Annotated in this window: 12 protein-coding genes; 7 read left to right on the top strand and 5 right to left on the bottom strand. The window is 73.2% G+C overall.

Features of this window, described 5'->3' with window-relative positions:
• Positions 1-149 precede the first annotated feature (149 nt).
• Together C1M51_RS09810 and ssb are read right to left on the bottom strand one after the other, a co-directional pair.
• Positions 150-1,970, bottom strand: a complete 1,821-nt coding sequence (locus tag C1M51_RS09810; protein ID WP_129449412.1) for a monovalent cation:proton antiporter-2 (CPA2) family protein — start codon at positions 1,968-1,970, stop codon at positions 150-152.
• A 109-nt stretch (positions 1,971-2,079) separates the two neighbouring features.
• A complete protein-coding gene (gene ssb / locus C1M51_RS09805) occupies positions 2,080-2,586 on the bottom strand; it encodes a single-stranded DNA-binding protein (protein ID WP_129449411.1) in 507 nt (168 codons plus the stop codon).
• Between the two features lie 188 nt (positions 2,587-2,774).
• On the opposite strand from ssb, the gene C1M51_RS09800 reads away from it, so the two are divergent.
• Together C1M51_RS09800 and recQ are read left to right on the top strand one after the other, a co-directional pair.
• Entirely contained in the window at positions 2,775-4,157 is a 1,383-nt protein-coding gene (locus C1M51_RS09800) for a chloride channel protein (RefSeq protein WP_129449410.1), read from the top strand.
• A gap of 48 nt (positions 4,158-4,205) precedes the next feature.
• Positions 4,206-6,107, top strand: a complete 1,902-nt coding sequence (gene recQ, locus C1M51_RS09795) for a DNA helicase RecQ (protein ID WP_242499639.1) — start codon at positions 4,206-4,208, stop codon at positions 6,105-6,107.
• 68 nt (positions 6,108-6,175) lie between these two features.
• Here the strand turns inward: recQ and C1M51_RS09790 are convergent, their stop codons facing one another.
• Both C1M51_RS09790 and C1M51_RS09785 read right to left on the bottom strand, forming a co-directional pair.
• Entirely contained in the window at positions 6,176-6,577 is a 402-nt protein-coding gene (locus C1M51_RS09790; RefSeq protein ID WP_129449409.1) for an Ig-like domain-containing protein, read from the bottom strand.
• A gap of 63 nt (positions 6,578-6,640) precedes the next feature.
• Positions 6,641-8,194, bottom strand: a complete 1,554-nt coding sequence (locus tag C1M51_RS09785) for a VWA domain-containing protein (RefSeq protein WP_129449407.1) — start codon at positions 8,192-8,194, stop codon at positions 6,641-6,643.
• Positions 8,195-8,371: 177 nt separating this feature from the next.
• Between C1M51_RS09785 and C1M51_RS09780 the strand changes: the two genes are divergently transcribed.
• The 3 genes from C1M51_RS09780 (at position 8,372) to uvrA (ending at position 13,395) form a co-directional block, all read left to right on the top strand.
• Entirely contained in the window at positions 8,372-9,022 is a 651-nt protein-coding gene (locus C1M51_RS09780; protein ID WP_129449405.1) for a sigma-70 family RNA polymerase sigma factor, read from the top strand.
• Positions 9,019-10,206, top strand: coding sequence for a hypothetical protein (locus tag C1M51_RS09775; protein ID WP_129449404.1), 1,188 nt, complete (start codon positions 9,019-9,021; stop codon positions 10,204-10,206). The genes C1M51_RS09780 and C1M51_RS09775 overlap by 4 nt, the downstream gene beginning before the upstream one ends.
• A gap of 204 nt (positions 10,207-10,410) precedes the next feature.
• Entirely contained in the window at positions 10,411-13,395 is a 2,985-nt protein-coding gene (gene uvrA, locus C1M51_RS09770) for an excinuclease ABC subunit UvrA (RefSeq protein ID WP_242500041.1), read from the top strand.
• Positions 13,396-13,467: 72 nt separating this feature from the next.
• Here uvrA and C1M51_RS09765 read toward each other — a convergent pair whose 3' ends face one another.
• Positions 13,468-13,971, bottom strand: a complete 504-nt coding sequence (locus C1M51_RS09765) for an OmpA family protein (protein ID WP_165349670.1) — start codon at positions 13,969-13,971, stop codon at positions 13,468-13,470.
• Positions 13,972-14,144: 173 nt separating this feature from the next.
• On the opposite strand from C1M51_RS09765, the gene C1M51_RS09760 reads away from it, so the two are divergent.
• Positions 14,145-20,066 (top strand): CHAT domain-containing protein, encoded by a 5,922-nt coding sequence (locus C1M51_RS09760; protein WP_129449398.1) that lies wholly within the window; start codon positions 14,145-14,147, stop codon positions 20,064-20,066.
• Between the two features lie 150 nt (positions 20,067-20,216).
• Entirely contained in the window at positions 20,217-20,822 is a 606-nt protein-coding gene (locus tag C1M51_RS09755; RefSeq protein ID WP_011827701.1) for a 2-hydroxychromene-2-carboxylate isomerase, read from the top strand.
• Positions 20,823-20,854: the final 32 nt, after the last annotated feature.

Raw genomic sequence — 20,854 nt, 5'->3', positions numbered from 1 at the left:
GGATGCAGTGCCCGCACGATAGGGAGACTCGCCGCACCGGCCAACGAAGCTTTCCGGCGTTCGATAGCGGCGCGGCGCATAAGGCGCGCCGGAGCCCGCCCGCGCGCGGGGCCGGGCCCCGGCCGGAGCGGCGCCGCTTCAGCGCAGCGTCAGGGCGCGTTGGCCGTGACCGACGCGGTCTCTTCGTTGAGGGCTAGGCCGGCACGCGCCGGCTTGGTCAGCGGCGTGGGCTTCATGCGGTTGCTGAGCATCATGCCCACCCCCGCGCGCAGGCCGCCGGTGATCTGCAGCTGCAGGCGCTCGTCGTCGCGGCGGCGCACCTCGGCCGCCACCTGGGCGGCCTCGTCGGGCGAGACGCCCAGGGCCCGCAATGCGGCCTCGCCGAAGGCACTGGCCGACTCGAAGGTCTCGCGCACCTGGTAGTCCACGCCGGCGGCGATGAGCTTCAGCGCGTGCTCGCGATCGAAGGAGCGCACCAGCAGGCGGGCCTGCGGGAACGAGTGCTTCACCAGCTCGACGATCTTCAGCGCCGCCGCCTTGTCGTCCACGCAGACGGCGATCGCCTCGGCGGTCGCGGCGCCGGAGGCGTGCAGCACGTCGAGCCGGGTGCCGTCGCCGTAGTAGACCTTGAAGCCGAAGCCGTCGGCGCTCTGGATCATCTCGGTGTCCGAGTCGATGATCGCCACGTCGACCCCGCGCGCCAGCAGGGCCTGGCTGGCCACCTGGCCGAAGCGGCCGAAGCCGATCATCAGCACGCTGCCGGTCAGGCCGTCGGCCCGGTCCACGCCCTCGAGCGAGGCCGCGCCGCGCGGCAGCATCCAGCGCAGGGCCCCGACCGCCAGCGGCGTGAGCGCCATCGACAGGATCACGATCGCGGTGAGCACCGCATTCATCGGACCGTCGAGCAGCCCGGCGCTGACGCCGGCCGAGTACAGCACGAACGCGAACTCGCCGCCCTGGGCCATCAGCACCATGCGGTGCAGCGCGTCGCCGTGCGGCGCGCCGAGCGCGCGCGCCACGACGTAGATGCCGGCCGCCTTCACCAGCATGAACACCACCACGCCGCCCAGCACCTGGGGCCAGTGGCTGGCGAACACCGTGAGGTCGAGCGACATGCCGACGCTCAGGAAGAACAGGCCGAGCAGGATGCCGCGGAAGGGCTCGATGTCCGCCTCCAACTGGTGCCGGAAGCTCGATTCCGACAGCATCACGCCGGCCAGGAAGGCGCCCATCGCCATCGACAGGCCGCCGAACTGCATCAGCAGCGCAGCGCCCAGCACCACCAGCAGCGCGGCCGCGGTCATCACCTCCCGCGCGCGCGCCGCCGCCAGCAGCCGGAACATCGGATTCAGCAGCCAGCGCCCCGCGATCGTGACGCTGCCCACCGCCACCAGCGCCAGCAGCAGCGCGCGCCAGATGGAACTGTCGACATCGGTGTGCGCCGGCGCGAGAAAGGCCACGATGGCCAGCAGCGGCACGATGGCCAGGTCTTCCAGCAGCAGGATCGAGACCACACGCTGGCCGCGCGAGGTGGCCGTCTCGCCACGCTCGTCGAGGATCAGCATGACGGTGGCGGTGGAGGTCATCACGAAGCCCATCGCGGCGACGAAGGCCACCGGCACCGACAGCCCGGCGAGCACGCCGACGCCGGTGAGCAGCGCGCCGCACGCCACCACCTGCGCCAGGCCCAGGCCGAAGATCTCGCGGCGCAGGCTCCACAGGCGCTTGGGCTGCATCTCCAGCCCGATCACGAACAGGAACATCACGACGCCCAGCTCGGCCACGTGCAGGATGGTCTGCGCGTCGGCGAACAGCCCCAGGCCGAACGGCCCGATCGCCAGCCCGGCGGCCAGGTAGCCGAGCACCGAGCCGAGGCCGAGGCGCTTGAACAGCGGCACCGCCACCACGCCGGCGGCCAGCAGCACCACCACGCGGACCAGTTGTTCGTTGCCTGCTGCCTCGACCGCCATGCCTGTACTCCTTCGCCGAATGTGGGGAACGCGCGGCCCCGGGACCGCATTGAAAAAGGGCCGGCAACCTCGGGTTGCAGGCCCTGCGGGACGGTGCGCCGGGGACGCGTCAGAACGGGATGTCGTCGTCCATGTCGTCGAAGCCCGTGGCCGACTTCTGCGGGGCCGGTGCGGGGGCCTGGCGCGAGGCGGCCGGGCGCTGCGGCGGGCGGGCCGCGCGCTGCGGGGCGTCGCCGTCGTCGGCGCGGGAATAGCCGCCGTCATCGCCGCCGCCCATGCCCTCGCGGCCGCCGAGCAGCTGCATCTGCTCGGCAATGATCTCGGTGGTGTACTTCTCGACGCCGTCCTTGTCCTGCCACTTGCGGGTCTTCAGGCGGCCTTCGACGTAGACCGGGCGGCCCTTCTTCAGGTACTCGCCGGCGATCTCGGCCAGGCGGTCGTAGAACACCACGCGGTGCCATTCGGTCTCCTCGACCTTGTCGCCGCTGTCCTTGCTCTTCCAGTTGCGGGTGGTGGCGAGGCTGATGTTGCACACGGCCGAACCGCTGGGCGTGTAGCGCACCTCGGGATCGCGGCCCAGGTTGCCGATCAGGATGACTTTGTTGATGGAGGCCATGCCGCTGCTCCCGCGCAGTAAGGAGAAAGAAGGGGATTCGGAGGGGTCCGCGGCCCGGGAATCCGGGGCGGCCGATGATTATGCCCGCCGCCCCGATGGCCCTGCGCCCGCTTCTTGCATGAGCCGGCCCAGGCATCATCCGTGGGTGCGCGGGCCGCCGCTCGCGCACCGTCGCACGTCCCGCACCCTTGAAGAAGCAACCCGACTTCACCCAGGCCGTTCGCCAGGAACTGGTCGACTGGCGCGCCTGGCGAGATCGCGCCGTGGTGCTGGCGTACGCGGTCGCAGCGGGGCTCGCCGTGGTCGGCTTCACGATGCTGAGCGAGCTGGCGCTCGAGGGCTTCGGTGCCCTGCGCGCCCTGCACCCGCTGCTGCCGCTGGTCTGGATGCCAGCGCTCACCGCGGCGCTGGTGTGGGTCACGCTGCGCTGGGTGCCGGGCGCCGCCGGCTCCGGGATTCCGCAGGTGCTGGCGGCGCTGGACACGCGCACCTCGCCGTCGCAGCGCGGGCTGTTCGTGTCGCTGCGGCTGAGCGTGGCCAAGCTGGTGCTGGCGTCGGGTGCCTTGCTGGCCGGCCTGTCGGCCGGGCGCGAAGGCCCGTCGGTGCAGGTGGCGGCCGGGGTGATGCTGCACGCGCGCCGCTGGCTGCCGTCGCGATCGAGCGTCACCGACCACGGCCTGCTGATCGCCGGCGGCGCCGCCGGCATCGCGGCGGCCTTCAACGCGCCGCTGGCCGGCGTGGTGTTCGCGATCGAGGAGCTGTCGCGCAAGATCGAGAACCGCAACAGCGGGCTGATCATCACCGCCATCGTGCTGGCCGGCCTGGTGGCGGTCTCGGCCTTCGGCAACTCCACCTACTTCGGCGTCATCCGCGTCGGCCGGCTCGACAGCGGCCTGCTGCTGCCCGGCCTGCTGGTGGTGCTGTGCGCGGGCCTGCTGGGCGGGCTGTTCTCGCGCCTGCTGATCGTGTCGATGGTCGGTGCGCCCGACCGCTTCTGCGCGCTGCGGCGGCGCCACCCGGTGCGCTTCGCGGCCGGCTGCGGCTTCGTGGTGGCGCTGATCGGCATCGTCAGCGGCGGTCTCACCTACGGCAGCGGCTACGACGAGACCAAGGGCCTGCTGAACGGCGACGCGGGCCTGCCGGTGCTGTTCGTGCTGCTCAAGTTCGTCAGCACCTGGCTGTCGGCCTGGAGCGGCGTGCCGGGCGGCATCTTCGCGCCCTCGCTGTCGGTCGGCGCAGGCATCGGCGCCGACATCGCGCAGCTCACCGGCTCGCCGGCCGGTGCGGCGCTGATCGCCATCGGCATGGCCGGCTTCCTGGCCGCCGTGACGCAGGCGCCGATCACCGCCTTCATCATCGTGATGGAGATGGTCGACGGCCACGCGATGGTGCTCAGCCTGATGGCCGCGGCGCTGGGCGCCAGCGGCGTCTCGCGGCTGCTGAGCCGGCCGCTGTACGCCGAGCTCGCCGAGCTGCAGCTGCGGCGCCTGCCGGCCGTGCCGTCGACGATGCCGCCGGACTCGGGCACCGCCACCACCGCGTTCCAGGACTCCGCTCCCGCCAGGCCCTGACGGCCGCGCCCGGCCGGCACCTGTGGGCGCTCCGCTAGCATCCGCCCCGTGACCCCGCCGCGAACCGACCCGACCCTGCCCGCCACCGACCCGCTGAACGTGCTGCAGGAGGTGTTCGGCTACACCGCCTTCCGCGGACACCAGGCCGAGATCGTCGACCACGTGAGCGCCGGCGGCGACGCCCTGGTGCTGATGCCCACCGGCGGCGGCAAGAGCCTGTGCTACCAGGTGCCGGCGATCGCGCGCCACCGCGCCGGCCACGGCGTGGCCGTGGTGGTGAGCCCGCTGATCGCGCTGATGCACGACCAGGTCGGCGCACTCGAGGAAGCCGGCGTGCATGCGGCCTTCCTGAACTCCTCGCTCGAACTCGCCGACGTGCAGCGCATCGAGCGCGAGATGATGAGCGGCCGGCTGGTGCTGCTGTACGCCGCGCCGGAGCGCCTGACCACGCCGCGCATGCTGGCGCAGCTGGATTCACTGCATGAGCGCGGCCTGCTGAGCCTGTTCGCGATCGACGAGGCGCACTGCGTGAGCCAGTGGGGCCACGATTTCCGCGAGGACTACCTGGGCCTGCACGTGCTGCACGAGCGCTATGCCGACGTGCCGCGCATCGCGCTCACCGCCACGGCCGACGAACACACGCGCGCCGACATCGTGTCGCGCCTGCAGCTCGAGGACGCGCGCGTCTTCATCAGCAGCTTCGACCGGCCGAACATCCGCTACCGCGTGGTCGAGAAGGACGACCCGCGCAAGCAGCTGCTGCGCTTCATCGGCGACGAGCACGAGGGCGAGGCCGGCATCGTGTACTGCCAGTCGCGCAAGAAGGTCGACGAGACCGCGGCCTGGCTCGAGACGGAAGGCATCACCGCGCTGCCCTACCACGCCGGGCTCGACGCCGCAGTGCGGCAGCGGCACCAGAACCGCTTCCTCCGCGAGGACGGCATCGTGATGGTCGCGACCATCGCGTTCGGCATGGGCATCGACAAGCCCGACGTGCGCTTCGTCGCCCACCTCGACCTGCCGAAGAACATCGAGAGCTACTACCAGGAGACCGGCCGCGCCGGCCGCGACGGCGAGCCCGCCGAGGCCTGGATGGCCTACGGCCTGGCCGACGTGGTGAACCAGCGCCGCATGATCGACGACAGCCCGGCGGGCGAGGAGTTCAAGCGCGCCCAGCGCGGCAAGCTCGACGCGCTGCTGGCGCTGGCCGAGGCGCACGACTGCCGCCGCGTGCGGCTGCTCGACTATTTCGGCGAGCCCAGTCGGTCCTGCGGGAATTGCGACAACTGCCTGAACCCGCCGGCGGTGTGGGACGCCACCGAGGCGGCGCGCAAGCTGCTGTCCTGCGTCTACCGCTTCGGGCAGCACGGCCGCGGGCCGCGCAGCTTCGGCGCTGGCCACCTGATCGACGTGCTGCGCGGCAAGGCCACCGAGAAGGTCGCTCAGTACGGCCACGATGGCCTGTCGACCTTCGGCGTCGGCGCCGACCTGTCCGAGCAGCAATGGCGCGGCGTACTGCGCCAGCTGGTCGCGCTGGGCCACGTGGTGTCCGAGGGCGAATACAACACGCTGGCGCTGACCGACGGCGCGCGCGCGGTGCTCAAGGGCGAGGTGCAGTTGCTGCTGCGCGTGCCGAGCGACACACCGAAGCGCGGACGCCTCGCCCGCGGCGGTGGCAGCACCGGCCGGGGAGCGAAGGGCAGCGGCGCGCCAGCCGATCTGGACGCCGCCGCGCAGGTCCGCTTCGAGGCCTTGCGCGCCTGGCGCGGCGAGGTGGCGCGCGAGCACAACCTGCCCACCTACATCATCTTCTCGAACGCCACGCTGGCCGAGATGGCACGCCGCGCGCCGGCCACGCTGGGCGACCTGGGCGAGGTCAGCGGGGTCGGCGCGAAGAAGCTCGAGGCCTACGGGCGCGAGATCCTGCGGGTGCTGGACGCGGGGCGCTGAGCGTCGGCACGAGGCCGGCAGCCACAGCGTCTCCCTCTCCCGATCGTCTCTCGTTGACGACGCCCCGCTCAGGGACCGATGCCGACCGACACGATCGCACTGTCGCCACGCTGGCCGCCGCCATCGACCGCACGGGCGAAGTACTGCACGCTGCCGGCCGCGTTGGCGGGCACCGTGGTGTCGAGCTGGTAGGGCGGCAGCCCGTCGAAGCCCAGCAGCGTGGAGCCGCTGCCGTCGACCCGGTAGAACTCGACGAAGTCGACGCCATAGTCGTCGCTTGCCGCGGCCACCAGGCGCAAGGTGTCGCCGGGCGCCGCGCTGGTGGGCGACACGGCCAGCGACGCGCTGGGCCGGTCGTCGTCGCCGAAACCGAAGCCCAGCGACACGCTGCCGCCGCATCCAGCGAGCGCCACGACCGCGAACAGGGCGGCGCCGCGGCGCCTCGCACAGGCCGAGAGGAAGGAGAGCATGCCGCAGCCTAGCGCGAGGCCCGGGGCCGATCAACCCGAAGGGTCGTCGCCGATGCTCGGCCGTCAACCGGCCGGTCGCCGCGCCAGTTCTTCGCGCACCAGCCGCACCACCAGCCGGTCGAGCGACTCGACCGAGTAGTTGCCCACGTCGTGCGAAGTCTCGCGGCCCGGACCGCTGGACGGGTCGTCGGCCTTCGCATAGGTGAGGAACACGAAACGGCCACCGGTGTACTGCGCGGCCTGGCGGAACACGTACTCGCCGGTCGGGTCGAGTCCGCTGGCCCCCACCGCGAACAGCTTGATGCCGCGCGCCAGCGCGCCCTGCATGTCGTCGTCGTACCAGGGCGCGCCGTAGTCCAAGTGGGGCGGCGCATCGGCCACCAGCACCACCAGCCGCGTGGCGCCGTCGCCGCGCCAGGACAGGCGGTGCACGGCGGTGTGCAGCGCCTCGTTCAGCGCCTCGGGGTAGTCGCCGCCGCCGCCGGCCTGCAAGGCGCCGAGGCTGCGCTGGAAGGCGTCGAGGTCCTTGCCGAAGTCGTGCGCGCGCACGAAGAACGCGTCGCCGCGGTCGCGGTAGGCCACGAGCGCGAAGCAGGTGTCGGGACGGCTCGGCAGGCGGGCGATCTGGTCGGCCATCGAGCGCATCGAACGCTTGAGCTTGTCGATCTCGTCGGCCATCGAGCCGGTGGCGTCGACCAGGAACACCAGGTCGAGTCGGGCGCGCTGCAGCGGCAGGTCACGGTCCAGCCGCACCTGCAGCGCATCGCGCTGGCCGCGCTGCAGCAGCGCGCGGCCCACGGTGCCGCCCTTGCGCACCTGGACTTCCATCAGCGCCGGCGCGCCGCCCGGCATCACGCCGGGGTGCAGCCACACCTGGCCGCCGGCATCGGTGCGGGCCCACAGCGGGAGCGCGCGGCCATCGGCGTGCAGGCTGACCTGCGCGTCGGCGACCGGCCGGCCGGCGGCGTCGTGCACCGTGAGGCGGTAGCGCTCCTGCACGTCGCGGGCGCGCACCGGCAGGTGCTCGTTGCGCGCGCGGTAGGCGAGGTAGGCGCCGAAGTCGGCGTTGTCGTCGACCACGCCGGCCGAGACCGGCTCGTCGCGCGGGCGGCTCGGCGCGGGTCCGGCCAGAGTGCGTTCGTCGGCCTGGGCCAACGGCGGCGCGGCCGGCGCGCTGTTGCGCACGGCGGCCGCGCTTTCCGAAGGCGCGCCGCCGGCCACCGCCGCCGATTCGGCCGCGGCCTTGGCGGCGCCGTGGCGGTCGGCGCGGCGGTCGCCGTCGTCGCGCTCCGCGTCGCCGCGGTAGCGTTCGCGCCGCTCGCGGCGGGCGGTCTGGCCGTCGCCGGGGCCGTCGAGTTCGACCGCCTGCGGCGCGCGGTCGCAGTCGCGCGCATCCGGGTTCGCCGGTGGCCCGGACTGCGGGCCGGCCCACAACGCAGAGGCCCAGCCGGGGCCGGTCGGCCGGGGCAGCGGACGCACGACCTCGGAGCGCGCCGGCGCGGGCGACACCCAGTCGTGCGCCTCGCTCCAGCCGACGCTGCAGGCGCTCAGCAGGCTGACGGCGGCAAGCCCGGCCGGCCGCAGCCAGCGCGGGAACAAGGAAGAAGGCAGGGTCATCGTCGACTCCAGTCGGTGAACAGGACAGAGGCCCGCGATCCGTCGCGCGCCCAGGCTGGCTGATACGGCCGGGCCGCCCGAACGGGGTCAAGACAAATGCCGTCGCGCCGTTCAACCCCGTTCGCGGTCCTCGCACGTACAAGCCCGAACCGCCGCGATGGCAGACTGAGCAGGCCCATGCCCGACCCCACGCCCGAACCCTCCGACGACACGCTGATGCAGGCCTTCGCCGGCGGCGACGCGCGCGCCTTCGAACGGCTCTACGCACGCCACCACGTCTCGCTCTACCGCTTCGTGCGGCGGCTGCTCGGCAGCGCCTGCGCGGCGCAGACCGACGAGGTGTTCCAGGACACCTGGCTGCGCGTGATCGACGCGCGCGCCCGCTGGGCACCGCAGGGTGCGAGCTTCCGCACCTGGCTGTTCACGCTGGGCCACCACCGCGCGGTCGATTGCCTGCGCAGGAGCGGCCGGGAGGTGTCGGTCGACGCACCGGGACCCGACCCGTGGGAGCCCGACGGCGAGCCCTGGGCGCGCTGGCCTGCCGCCACCCCCGGTGCCGATGGGCAGGGCGTCGACGACCAGGCCTTCTGGCGTGCCGCCGGCCAGCGCCTGCTCGATTGCCTGGACGGCCTGCCGGCCGCGCAGAAGGCGGTGTTCCTGCTGCACCACGAGGACGGCCTGTCGCTCGCCGAACTGGCCGCCGCGCTGGAGCTGGGCTTCGAGACCGCCAAGAGCCGGCTGCGCTATGCGATGAGCAAGCTGCGCACCTGCATGGGCGCCTACCTGCCCGGCGCGGGCGCGCTGACCGCGCCCGGGGGGAGCGCATGAACCACCCGCATCCACCCGGGCCGGCGGGCGACGACGACATGGCGCGCGACGCCCATCTGCGCGCCGCGCTGCGGCATGCGCCGGACCGCGACGCCCGCCCGCCCGCCGAGCTGAGCCGGCGCATCCTCGACGCCGCGCGGGCCGCCGCAGGACGCGCGCCGGAGACAACGGCACGCCCCGTCCCGAGCTCCTGGGCCCGTTTGCGCGACGGGTTGGCCTCGTGCACCGCGTGGCTGCGCCATCCGGGCGCGACGGCCGCATTCGCGAGCCTGATGCTCGCCACCGTGATCGGCGTGATGTGGCGCGACGGCCCGCCGCCGGAGACCGAACCGGTCCACGATGGCGCCGCCCCCGCGGCGCCGTCGACCGCGCCGTCCGCATCGGCCACCGCCGCAGACCCCGCAGCGGACGGGCCGCCGGCACGCCGCGACGAAACGGCCGAGGCCGCCGCTGCCGCCACCACGGCCCGGCGCACCGACAACGACGACGACGCACGGCGCGAGGCCGCCACCCCGCAGCCCCGCGCGAAGGCCCCCGCGCCATCGGGTCCGCCCGCCGAGAAGGCCGCGGCCCAGGAGAAGAGAAGCGCAACGCCCGAGGCGGCAAACCCGCCGGCTGCGTCGCCACCGCCGCCCCCGATGGCGGCCACCACGCCTGCGCCGGCCGTCGCGCCACCGGACCGGGCCCGCGCCGCGGCGCAGAACCAGGCCCCGGCACCGCTCGGCGCCGCCGCCGAGCGCAGCGGGCTCGACGAACGGCCGCCGGCCCAGGCCGCGGCGCCCGACGACCCACTGGCCGCGCCGATCGCAGCCCTGCGAGGCAGTGGCAGCGGTGGCGGCGCGCCCGCCCGGCTGGCGCGCCGCGCCGAGGCCGACGCGGCGGCGCCGTCGTCCGCGGCCGTGATGCCGCCGAGCGCGCTGGCGTGGTTCAGCGACGCGCAGGCACTGACGCGCGGCCAGTGGCGGCCGGTGGCCGCCGCCCCGTCGGCGGAACTGCCGACAGCCTGGACCGAGGCGTTGTCGGCCGACGGCCGCGCGCTGGGTCGCGTGGCGATCCTGGATGGCGCGCTGTGGTGGCAGCCCGCCGGCACGGACAGCCGCACCTGGCGGGCACCGCTGCCGGGCGGCCGCGCGGCGCAACGCCTGGGTGAGGCACTGACGTCCGGCGCGCTGGACCGGCCCTGAGTGCCTGCGCGCGAACGGTCAGCCCCGCATAATGCCGGGTTGCCCTGCATGCCTGCGCGGCAAGGGCGCGAGCCCTCCGGTAGCGTTAACAGGCCCTGACCGACCATGCTGGACACGCCCCCACCCGATCGCGCTGACGCCGCCTCAGCCGCCGACGAGCACGAGGCCGCGCCGCGCCGCCTGCCGGCCGCCGAGCCGGCCGCGATGATCCGCGTGCGCGGCGCGCGCACGCACAACCTGAAGAACATCGACCTCGACATCCCGCGGCTGCGGCTGGTGGTGATCACCGGCCTGTCCGGATCGGGCAAGTCGAGCCTGGCGTTCGACACGCTGTATGCCGAGGGCCAGCGCCGCTACGTCGAGAGCCTCAGCGCCTACGCGCGGCAGTTCCTGCAGCTGATGGACAAGCCCGATGTCGACGTGATCGAGGGCCTGTCGCCGGCCATCAGCATCGAGCAGAAGGCCACCTCGCACAACCCGCGCTCCACCGTCGGCACCGTCACCGAGATCCACGACTACCTGCGCCTGCTGTACGCCCGCGCCGGCACGCCGTTCTGCCCCGACCACGAGCTGCCGCTGCAGGCCCAGAGCGTGAGCCAGATGGTCGACGCGGTGCTCGCGCTGCCCGAGGACACGCGGCTGATGATCCTGGCGCCGGTGCTGCGCGAGCGCAAGGGCGAGCATGGCGAGCTGTTCGAGGACATGCAGGCGCGCGGCTACGTGCGCTTCCGCATCGACGGCAGCGTGCACGAGATCACCGACCTGCCCAAGCTGAAGAAGAACGAGAAGCACGACATCGACGTGGTGATCGACCGGCTCAAGGTGCGGCCCGAGATGGGGCAGCGCCTGGCCGAGAGCTTCGAGGCGGCGTTGCGCTTCGCCGACGGGCGGGCGATCGCGTGGGAAATGGACTCGCCGGAACCGGCAGCCGCCGGGGCCCCTTCCCCGGCTCGGGAGCATCTGTTCTCCGCCAAGTTCGCCTGCCCGATCTGCAGCTACTCGCTGGCCGAGCTGGAGCCGCGGCTGTTCTCTTTCAACTCGCCGGTCGGCGCCTGCCCGAGCTGCGACGGCCTCGGTGAGGTGACGGTGTTCGACCCGGAGCGCGTGGTCGCCTTCCCGTCGCTCAGCCTCGCCAGCGGCGCGATCAAGGGCTGGGACCGGCGCAACGCCTACACGCACTCGATGCTGGAGAGCGTGGCGCGGCACTACGGCTTCGACACCGACACGCCGTTCGAGCAACTCGCGCCCGAGCATCGGCAGGTGCTGCTGTACGGCTCGGGCGAGACCGAGATCGCCTTCGTCTACGCCAGCGAGGCCGCGAGCGGCAAGAAGCGCAGCGTGAAACGCTCGCATCCGTTCGAGGGCATCCTCCCGAGCTTCGAGCGGCGCTACCGCGAGACCGACTCGGTCGCGGTGCGCGAGGACCTGGCGCGCTACCAGGCCGCCAAGCCCTGCCCCGACTGCCACGGCACCCGGCTGCGGCGCGAGGCGCGCCACGTGAAGCTGGTCGACGTGGCCAGCGGCACGGCACGGCCGATCTACGAGATCGCACACGCCACGCTGCGCGAGGCGCAGCAGGTGTTCGACGGCCTGCGGCTGCAGGGCGCGAAGGCCGAGATCGCCGACAAGGTGGTGCGCGAGATCTCGTCGCGGCTCAAGTTCCTGAACGACGTGGGGCTCAACTACCTGAGCCTGGACCGCAGCGCCGACACGCTGTCGGGCGGCGAGGCGCAGCGCATCCGCCTGGCCAGCCAGATCGGCTCCGGCCTGACCGGCGTGATGTACGTGCTCGACGAGCCCAGCATCGGCCTGCACCAGCGCGACAACGACCGCCTGATCGCGACGCTGAAGCACCTGCGCGACATCGGCAACAGCGTGCTGGTGGTCGAGCACGACGAGGACATGATCCGCGCCGCCGACCACGTGATCGACATGGGCCCCGGCGCCGGTGTGCACGGCGGCCGCGTGATCGCGCAGGGGCGCTTCGCGGACGTGTGCGCGGCGCCCGAATCGCTGACCGGCCAGTACCTCGGCCGCGCGCTGCGCATCGCGGTGCCGCGCCGGCGCACGCCGTGGCGCAGCGACGCCACGCCGCACCTCGACGCCGCCGCCGCGGCCGGCCTGCCGCCGCGCAAGGCCGGCAAGAACGAACCCACGCCCGGCCAGCGCGCCTGGGCCGAACGCGGTGCGATCACCGCGCTGCGCATCGCCGGCGCGCGCGGCAACAACCTCCAGGGCGCGAGCGTCGAGATCCCGGTCGGCTTGCTCACCTGCGTGACCGGCGTGTCGGGCTCCGGCAAGAGCACGCTGGTCAACGACACGCTGTACGCGGCGGTGGCACGCAAGCTCTACCAGAGCCATCTCGACCCAGCGCCGCACGACGAGATCGACGGCATCGAGCACTTCGACAAGGTGATCAACGTCGACCAGAGCCCGATCGGTCGCACGCCGCGCTCCAACCCGGCCACCTACACCGGCCTGTTCACGCCGATCCGCGAGCTGTTCGCCGAGGTGCCGGCGGCGCGCGAGCGCGGCTACGGGCCGGGCCGCTTCAGCTTCAACGTGGCCGGCGGGCGCTGCGAGGCCTGCCAGGGCGACGGCGTGCTGAAGGTCGAGATGCACTTCCTGCCCGACGTCTACGTGCCCTGCGACGTCTGCCATGGCAAGCGCTACAACCGCGAGACGCTCGAGGTGCTCTACAAGGGCAGGAACATCACCGAGGTGCTGAACCTCACGGTGGAGGACGCCCACGCCTACTTCAGCGCCGTGCCGAGCATCGCGCGCAAGCTGCAGACGCTGCTCGACGTGGGCCTGGGCTACATCACGCTGGGCCAGAGCGCCACCACGCTGTCGGGCGGCGAGGCGCAGCGGGTGAAGCTCGCGCTGGAGCTGAGCAAGCGCGACACCGGCCGCACGCTCTACATCCTCGACGAGCCGACCACCGGCCTGCACTTCGCCGACATCGACCTGCTGCTGAAGGTGCTGCACCAGCTGCGCGACGCCGGCAACACCATCGTCGTGATCGAGCACAACCTCGACGTCATCAAGACCGCCGACTGGCTGATCGACATGGGCCCCGAAGGCGGGGCCGGCGGCGGCCGGGTGGTGGCGGTGGGCACGCCCGAGGAGGTGGCGGCCAACCCGGCGAGCCACACCGGACGCTACCTGCGGCCGCTGCTGGGCGAATAGCGCGTCCCGCACCCGGTGAACGGCACCCTCTCCCGCTTACGGGAGAGGGCCGGGGTGAGGGCCCGCGTGTGATCACTCCACCAGCCGGATCTCCACGCGCCGCGCTTCCGGCGCGGCACCGTCGCCCAGCGTCACGTCGGGCTTGCGCAGCGCGATGCGTGCGGCGTCCACGCCCTCGGCCACCAGTGCCGCACGCACGGCCTTCGCACGCTCCTTGGCGAGCTCGGCGTTCAGCGCCGCAGCACCGCTGGCGTCATGGAAGCCCGACAGCACGACGCGCTGCTGAGGCGCGTCCTTCACGGCCTGGATCGCCTTGTCCAGCGCCACCAGCGCGCCGTCCGGCAGCACCGACTGGCCGACCGCGAAGTACACCGTGCCGACCACCTCGCCCTCGAGCGGGCCGTCGACGAAGGCCAGTGCCTCGGTGCCCGCCACGGCCTGCGCCCCGTCACCGCCCGCGGCGGCGTTCATCGCGCGGATCGCGAGGCCGCCGATCAGGCCGGCCACCACCAGGAACACCACGGCCAGGGCCGTCCAGACGCCGATGCGCGTGCCTTCATCCTCTTGATCGAACATGTTCGTGCTGCCTTCGCAGATCCGTTGTTGAGCGAAGCGCGATTCTAGGGAGCGAAGGTGACGGGGTCCGCACGAGACCCGCTCCCGGTCCGAGACTTCGCAGGATTGACGGGCTGTGCGGCCGAGGCTACATCGGCGCATGAAGCGCGGTTCACGCGCTCCCTGGAGACACCATGGCCCGCAAGTCCAACGCCAGGAGCGGTCGCGCCGCCCCGATTCCCACCGACGGCAAACGCAGCTTCGATCTGTGGTGCGACGCCCATCTGGCCGACGGCGCCAGCGTGCAACGCCAGCAGCGCGGCAGCGCCGGCGCGGCGTCGCGCGGGCTCGACGCCGTGCAGCTGGGCAAGGCGGGCGCCGTGCTGGAGGTGCGCTTCGCCGACGGCTCGGTGTTCTACACCGATCCTGTCGAGTTCGCGGCCCGCCACGGCCGGCAGCCGGCCGCACAGCGCGGTGTCGCCAACGGCGCCCCGACCATCGAGCTGCCGTTCGACCTGGCGAGCGGCCCGCGCTCCCGCTCACGCGGCGGCGCGCCCGGCGCCCCGGTCGAGCGCTACACGGTGAGCGAGCTGACCGACCCGACCAGCCTGGACAAGCTCTACGACTTCGGTGCGATCCTCGGCCACCGCATCGCGCGCTGGTTCCCGGGCCGCGCCGCGACCGATTTTCCGCTCGCCGCGAAGCTGTGCGCGGCGTTCGAGAACGCCAGCCTGCACGACGCGCTGGGCGATGCCGGCGGCGTGCTGCTGCGCTGGGTCAACGGCGACTGGCAACCCGCCGGCAGCCTGCCGCTGAGCGACGCGAAGGACAGCGTGCTGCTGTTCCTGCACGGCACCGCGTCGTCCACCGAAGGCAGCTTCGGCGCGCTGTGGGCCGGCCCCGGCAACTCCGAGGCGCGCGACGCGGAACGGCCAGGCGACTTCACCGCGCTCGCTGCGCGCAGCACGCTGCTGGCCTGGGAGCACCGCAGCCTCACCCGCAGCCCGGTCGACAACGCGCACGGCCTGGTCGGCGCGCTGCTGGCCGCGCTGCCGGACGACCGCGCCTTCACGGTCGACGTGGTTTCGCATTCACGCGGCGGTCTGGTGGGCGAGCTGTTCGCGCTGCGCAGCGCGCCGACGCTGGAGCAGGCGCAGCGCCACTTCACCGCGTCCTACGCCGGCCGCGAGGGCCAGCCGTCGCACCCCGATGCGCCGCTGCTGCGGCCACTGTTCACCGCGCTGGCCGGCGCGGCCCAGCGGCTGCGGCCGGGGTGCTTCGTCCGCGTGGCCTGCCCGGCACGCGGCACGCTGCTGGCCGACGGCCGCACCGACCTGTTCCTGTCGCTGCTGCTGCGCGCCGTCGGGCTGGCGGTCGGCGGCGCGACCGGCGGCGCGGGTCGCCTGGTGTTCGAGCGCGTCTCGCGGCTGGTGCGCTCACTGGTCGCGGCCCGCGCCGATGCGCGCGTCGTGCCCGGGCTGGAAGCGATGATCCCCGGCTCGCCGTTGACGCTGGCGCTGGCCGGTTGCGGCGCGCAGCCGACCGACCGCCTGCGCGTGATCGCCGGCGATTCGCGCGGCAAGGGCTGGGGCGGCATCGTCACGCTGCTCGGCGACGTGTTCTACGGCCTGCACGACCACGATTTCGTGGTCCACACGCGCTCGATGTTCGGCGGCCTGCAGCGCAGCGCGCAGCCGCCACGCAGCCTGCGCTGCGAGGGGCCCACCGTCACGCACTTCGCCTACTTCGGTGCCGGCAGCCTGTCGCGCAGTGCGCTGTTCAGCGCGCTCGCCGGGCGCGACGACGGCTTCGCCGCGCTGGCGGACGACGAACGCCGCACACGTGGCCTGCTGCAGGCACTGAAGTCCGACCCGCTGAGCCGACGGCCGTTCGAGGCCTGGCTGGCCGATTTCGGGCTGCGCGAGAACGCCCGCAAGCCGGTCCTGCTGGTGCTGCCCGGCATCATGGGCAGCGAGCTGCAGCGCCGCGACGACGGCGATCGCATCTGGCTCACGCTCGGCGCGATGCTCGACGGATCGCTGGAGCGGCTGGCGCTCGAGGACCCCGACGCGCGTGCCGACGGCAGCGCCCTGCGCGCTGGGGGCCTGCTGGCGGCCAGCTACGAGCGCCTGCTGGACGAGGCGCGCTCGCGCTTTCGCGTCGTCGCGGTGCCATTCGACTGGCGGCTGTCGATCGAGCACAGCGGCGCGGGCCTGCGCGAGCAACTGCGCGCCATCGTCGAGCGGCTGGACGACGGCACGGTGCCAGTGCACCTGCTGGTGCATTCGATGGGCGGCCTGGTGGCGCGCCAGGCGCTCTATGTCGACGTCGCCGGCAAGGCGCTGTGGCAGGACCTCAAGCAGCGCGGCAGCCGCCTGGTGATGCTGGGCACGCCGAACAAGGGTTCCTACGCGCCGGCGATGCTGCTGCTGCGCCAGTACCGGCTGGCCACGATGCTCGCGATGCTGGCGCGCAAGGTGTCCGACCGCGACATGGCGCGCTTCGGTGCCGGCTTCCCCGGTCTGCTGCAGATGCTGCCGCACGACAGCGACCCGGCCTTCGGCGACCTGTTCGATGCCGCCAGCTGGCAGCGCATCGCCGAGGCCGAGCATGGCGCCCAGCTGCCCGACCCGCAGGCGCTGAAGGCCGCGCGCGACTTCGTACGCAGCCGCCCGTTCCAGGACAGCTTCCAGGCGCTGTGTGAAGACCCTTCGGTGTTCTACGTGGCCGGCACCGGCAGCACGGTGCTCCAGATGCGACCGCCGCAGGATGCCTGGGAGACCGTGTTCGGCGAGGGTGAGGCGGTGATCGCCACCCGCCGCGGCATCGACTTCCTGGCCGGCGACGGCGGCGACGGCACGGTGCCGTGGAACTCGGCGCTGGCGCCCGAGCGCACCTGGTACGCGCCCTGCGAGCACGGCACGCTGCCCGACCACCGCGAAAGCTTCGAGGCCTACTTCGAGCTGCTGACCGCGGGCCGCACCCGCCGGCTGCCCCAGCAGCCACCGCAGCGGCGCGGCGCCGGAACGGCGCTGACGGTGTGGCCCCCGACCCCGCAGCCGGCGCTGCTGCCGACCGACGACGACGAGCTGGCCGACTACATCCTCGCGCACGGCGGCAGCAGCCCCGAGCCGGTACCGAGCCCCGAGCCGATCGAGGTGCGGGTGGTGCACGGCAGCCTCGATTTCGCACGCTACCCGCTGATGGTCGGCCACTACCAGGACGACGGTGTGTCCGGTGCCGCCAAGCGCGTCGACGAGAAGCTCGACGGCCAGCTGCAGCGGCTGATCGACCTGAAGCTGTTCGTCGGCGCCAGCCGCACCGGACACTATCTGCGACCCAACAACCACGGCGTGACCCCGCCCGCCTACCCCGGCGCGCTGCTGCTGGGGCTGGGCACGGTGGGCGAGCTGACACCCGGCCTGCTGTCGGAGACGGTGACGCGCGGCGTGCTGCGCTACGCCTTCGAGCACGTGCACCGCGACCCCTATGCGGCGCGGGGCAGCGAGCCGGTCGACCTGCGGCTGTCGACCGTGCTGGTCGGCACCCACGTGCAGGCGGTCACCGCGCGCGACAGCCTGGCCGGGCTGCTGTACGGCGTGTGGCGCGCGGCGCAGCTGTTGCTGCAGATGCCCGACGGGCCACAGCCGGTGCGCATCCGCGAGGTCGAGGTGATCGAGATCGACGAGCACATCGCGCTCGACGCAGCCTACGAGCTGCGGCGCCTGCTGGCGCGCGACGAATGGGCCGAGCGCCTGCGCTGGGACCACCCGGTGCTGGAGGTGCGCGAAGGCGGCATCCGCGGCTACCGACCGCGTGCCGCGGGCTCGGTGTGGCAACGCCTGGTGGTGAGGCAGGACGCGCTGGGCGGCCTGAACTTCGCGCTGATCGGCGAACGCGCACGGGTCGAATCCACGCAGGTCTATTCCGACGTGGCCAGCCTGCGCCGCTTCATCGACCGCGTGAGCGACCACCAGACCGGCGCGGCCGACCGCATCGCCAGCCCCACCGATCCGCGCTTCGGCGGCGTGCTGTTCCAGATGCTGCTGCCCTACGAGCTGAAGGAGCGGCTGGCCAACCTCGACAACACGGTGCTGGTGGTCGACGACGAGTCGGCGCGCTACCCCTGGGAACTGCTGAGCCCGGCCCTCGCCGGTCCGGCCGATGGCGAGACGCCGCGGCCGTTCGTCGTGCACGCCGGCCTGGTGCGCCAGCGCGTGACCGACGACTTCCGGCGCCTGCCGCAGGCGATCACCGGCTACGACGCGCTGATCGTCGGCGCGCCGAGCACCGCGAACTGGCAGGACGATCGACGCGCGCCGCTGACGTTCAGCGCGCTGGAGGGCGCGGAAGCCGAGGCCCGGGCCGTCAACGAGCTGCTGCTGCACGACGACCGCGAGTGGCTGCCGTCTTCGCTGATCGGCCCGACGGTCAGCTTCGACCAGGTGCGCATCGCGCTGCTCGAGAAGCCCTACCGCCTGCTGCACCTGTGCGGCCACGGCGTGGTCGACCAGTGGGTGCGCACGATGGGCAACGGGCTCGATGCGCGCGAGGTCCGCAAGACCGGCATGGTGCTCAGCGATCAGGAGGTGCTGACCGCGGCCGACGTGGAGCAGATGAGCCCGCCTCCCGAATTCGTGTTCATCAACTGCTGCTACTCGGGCCGCGATGCCGAAGGGCTGACGACGCCCGGCGCCGGCCCGCGCAAGCACCCGATCCTCGCCGCGAGCCTGGCGCTGCAGTTCATCAAGATGGGTTCGAAGGCGGTGGTCGCCGCGGGCTGGCAGGTCGACGACGCGGCGGCGCTGCTGTTCGCGAAGACGCTGTACCGCGCGCTGCTCGACGGCGAGGCCTTCGGCGAAGCGGTTCGCGGGGCCCGCGAGGCGGTGCACGCCGACAGCGGCGCGCAGCACAACACCTGGGGCGCCTACCAGTGCTATGGCGACCCGCAGTGGCGGCTGCACGCCCCGGCGCGTGCCGCCGCCGCGTCGGCGGGCACCTCGCTGCTGCGCGATGCCGACGGCTGCATGAGCGCACACGAACTGGCCGACCGCATCGTGCAGGTGGTGGCGGTGGCCGGTGACAAGCCGGCGGCGGCGGTGCTGGGCCAGATCGACCGGCTGCTGGCCACGCTGGCGGCGGACGAGGCGCGCCGCGCCTGGCTGAGCGATTCAAGGGTGCGCTCGGCGCTCGGCTGCGCCTACCGCGAGCTGGGCGACCACGACAGCGCGGCCCGCGCGCTGCAGCTGGGCGCGCGCAGCGCCTACTCGCAGGTGCAGATCGGCCAGCTGGAGCTGCTGGTGAACTCGCTGTCGCGCTCGGCCTCACCCGACGCACAGCTGGCCGCAGAGAGTCTGCTCGACCGGCTGGACGACGTGTCGAACGACACGCTCGGCCGCTGGCCGCTCGGCGACCAGGACGTGGCGCCGACCTCGGCCTCGTCCGAACGCCAGGGCCTGCGCGGCGGCTTCGTGCTGCGCCAGGCGGCCCGGCTGCTCGACGAGGACAAGGCGCTGGGCGCCGTGGCCGAGGCGTTGGTGAAGGCCGCAAAGCTGTTCGCCAGCGCCTACCGCAGCAAGCGCCACTTCGGGGACGCGGCCGACCGGCGCGCCTACGCGCTGTCGAACGCCATGCTCGCAGCGGCACTGGCGGGGCTGGCCCGGCGCGAGCTCGGTGTGGCCGAGGCCGCCCTCGCCGAGGCCGGCACCCCGCACCCCGGGTCTCCGGCGCTGGGCCCGATGGCGCTGTGGCTCGCGGAGGCCGGTGCGCTGCTCGACGAGCTGGCGGCGCTGGACGACCTGGCGAGCTTCTGGCACCAGACGACCAAGCTCGAGCTGCTGGTCGCCCGCACGCTGCTCGCGCACCTGCAGGACCCCGCCCATCCGCTCGACGACTTCGCCGTGGCGCTGGACCTGCTGGACCGGGCCCTGGTGCGATGGCCCTCGCCGATCCAGGTGGAGAGCCTGCAGCACCGCTTCCTGCTGGTACGCCACCTGTCGCTCGCGCTGCAGCAGCAGCCGGGACCGCACCCCTGGGAAGACCTGCGCCAGATGCTGCCGGTGCTCACCGAGGACGCGCTGGCCCGGCTGGCCACCTGCGGCCGCGGGGGGCACTGACGGCAGCCCGTCCTCGATGTCGGTGCGGCCGCGGGTCGCCTCCGGCGCGAAGGGCCACTCCCGCGCGCCGCCGCACCGATCGCGGGCAGCCTCTAGACTCGCCGCACAGGCGCCCGAGCGCCGGCCCATCCCCACGCGAGCGGAGACCCCATGCGCCCCACCATCGACTACTACCTGGCGCCGCAGTCGCCGTACACCTACCTCGGCCACCTGCGCTTCTGGGACATCGCGCGCAAGGCCGGCGCAACGATCCGCGTGATGCCCGTCGACCTGGGGGGCAAGGTGTTCCCGGTGTCGGGCGGCCTGCCGCTGGGCAAGCGCGCGCCACAGCGCCAGGCGTACAGGCTGGTGGAGCTCAAGCGCTTCAGCGAGTGGCTCCACGCCCCGCTGAACCTCGAGCCCAAGTACTTCCCGGTCAACGGCGACGACGCCGCACGGCTGATCATCGCGGTCGACCTGCACGACGGCGCCGATGCCGCAATGGCCATCGCCGACAGCATCCTGCGCGCGGTATGGGTCCACGACCGCAACATCGCCGACGAAGCGGTGCTCGCATCGCTGCTGGTCGAGCGCGAGCTGCCGGCTGCGCGGCTCGAGGCCGCGCACTCGCAGGCGGTGCAGGAGCGCTACGAGGCCGATTCGCAGGCGGCGGTCGATGCCGGGGTGTTCGGCGCGCCGAGCTACGTGGTGCAGGGAGAGATCTTCTGGGGCCAGGACCGGCTCGATTTCCTCGAGCGGCGCCTGAAGGCCGGCTGAGCGCGGCACCGCCGGCCGGCGGTCGAGGCCAC

The organism is Methylibium sp. Pch-M (genome assembly GCF_004136295.1).
GTDB lineage: Bacteria > Pseudomonadota > Gammaproteobacteria > Burkholderiales > Burkholderiaceae_C > Methylibium > Methylibium petroleiphilum.
Note: the sequence above shows the minus strand (reverse complement) of the source record. Positions and strands in the feature narration are given on the sequence as shown.

Bases quoted from the DNA above. Each gene is read 5' to 3' on its own strand.
- C1M51_RS09775 (WP_129449404.1), top strand. From the start codon at position 9,019: ATGAACCACCCGCATCCACCCGGGCCGGCGGGCGACGACGACATGGCG.
- C1M51_RS09780 (WP_129449405.1), top strand. From the start codon at position 8,372: ATGCCCGACCCCACGCCCGAACCCTCCGACGACACGCTGATGCAGGCC.
- C1M51_RS09755 (WP_011827701.1), top strand. From the start codon at position 20,217: ATGCGCCCCACCATCGACTACTACCTGGCGCCGCAGTCGCCGTACACC.
- C1M51_RS09785 (WP_129449407.1), bottom strand. From the start codon at position 8,194: ATGACCCTGCCTTCTTCCTTGTTCCCGCGCTGGCTGCGGCCGGCCGGG.
- ssb (WP_129449411.1), bottom strand. From the start codon at position 2,586: ATGGCCTCCATCAACAAAGTCATCCTGATCGGCAACCTGGGCCGCGAT.
- uvrA (WP_242500041.1), top strand. From the start codon at position 10,411: ATGATCCGCGTGCGCGGCGCGCGCACGCACAACCTGAAGAACATCGAC.
- C1M51_RS09790 (WP_129449409.1), bottom strand. From the start codon at position 6,577: ATGCTCTCCTTCCTCTCGGCCTGTGCGAGGCGCCGCGGCGCCGCCCTG.
- C1M51_RS09760 (WP_129449398.1), top strand. From the start codon at position 14,145: ATGGCCCGCAAGTCCAACGCCAGGAGCGGTCGCGCCGCCCCGATTCCC.
- C1M51_RS09810 (WP_129449412.1), bottom strand. From the start codon at position 1,970: ATGGCGGTCGAGGCAGCAGGCAACGAACAACTGGTCCGCGTGGTGGTG.
- C1M51_RS09765 (WP_165349670.1), bottom strand. From the start codon at position 13,971: ATGTTCGATCAAGAGGATGAAGGCACGCGCATCGGCGTCTGGACGGCC.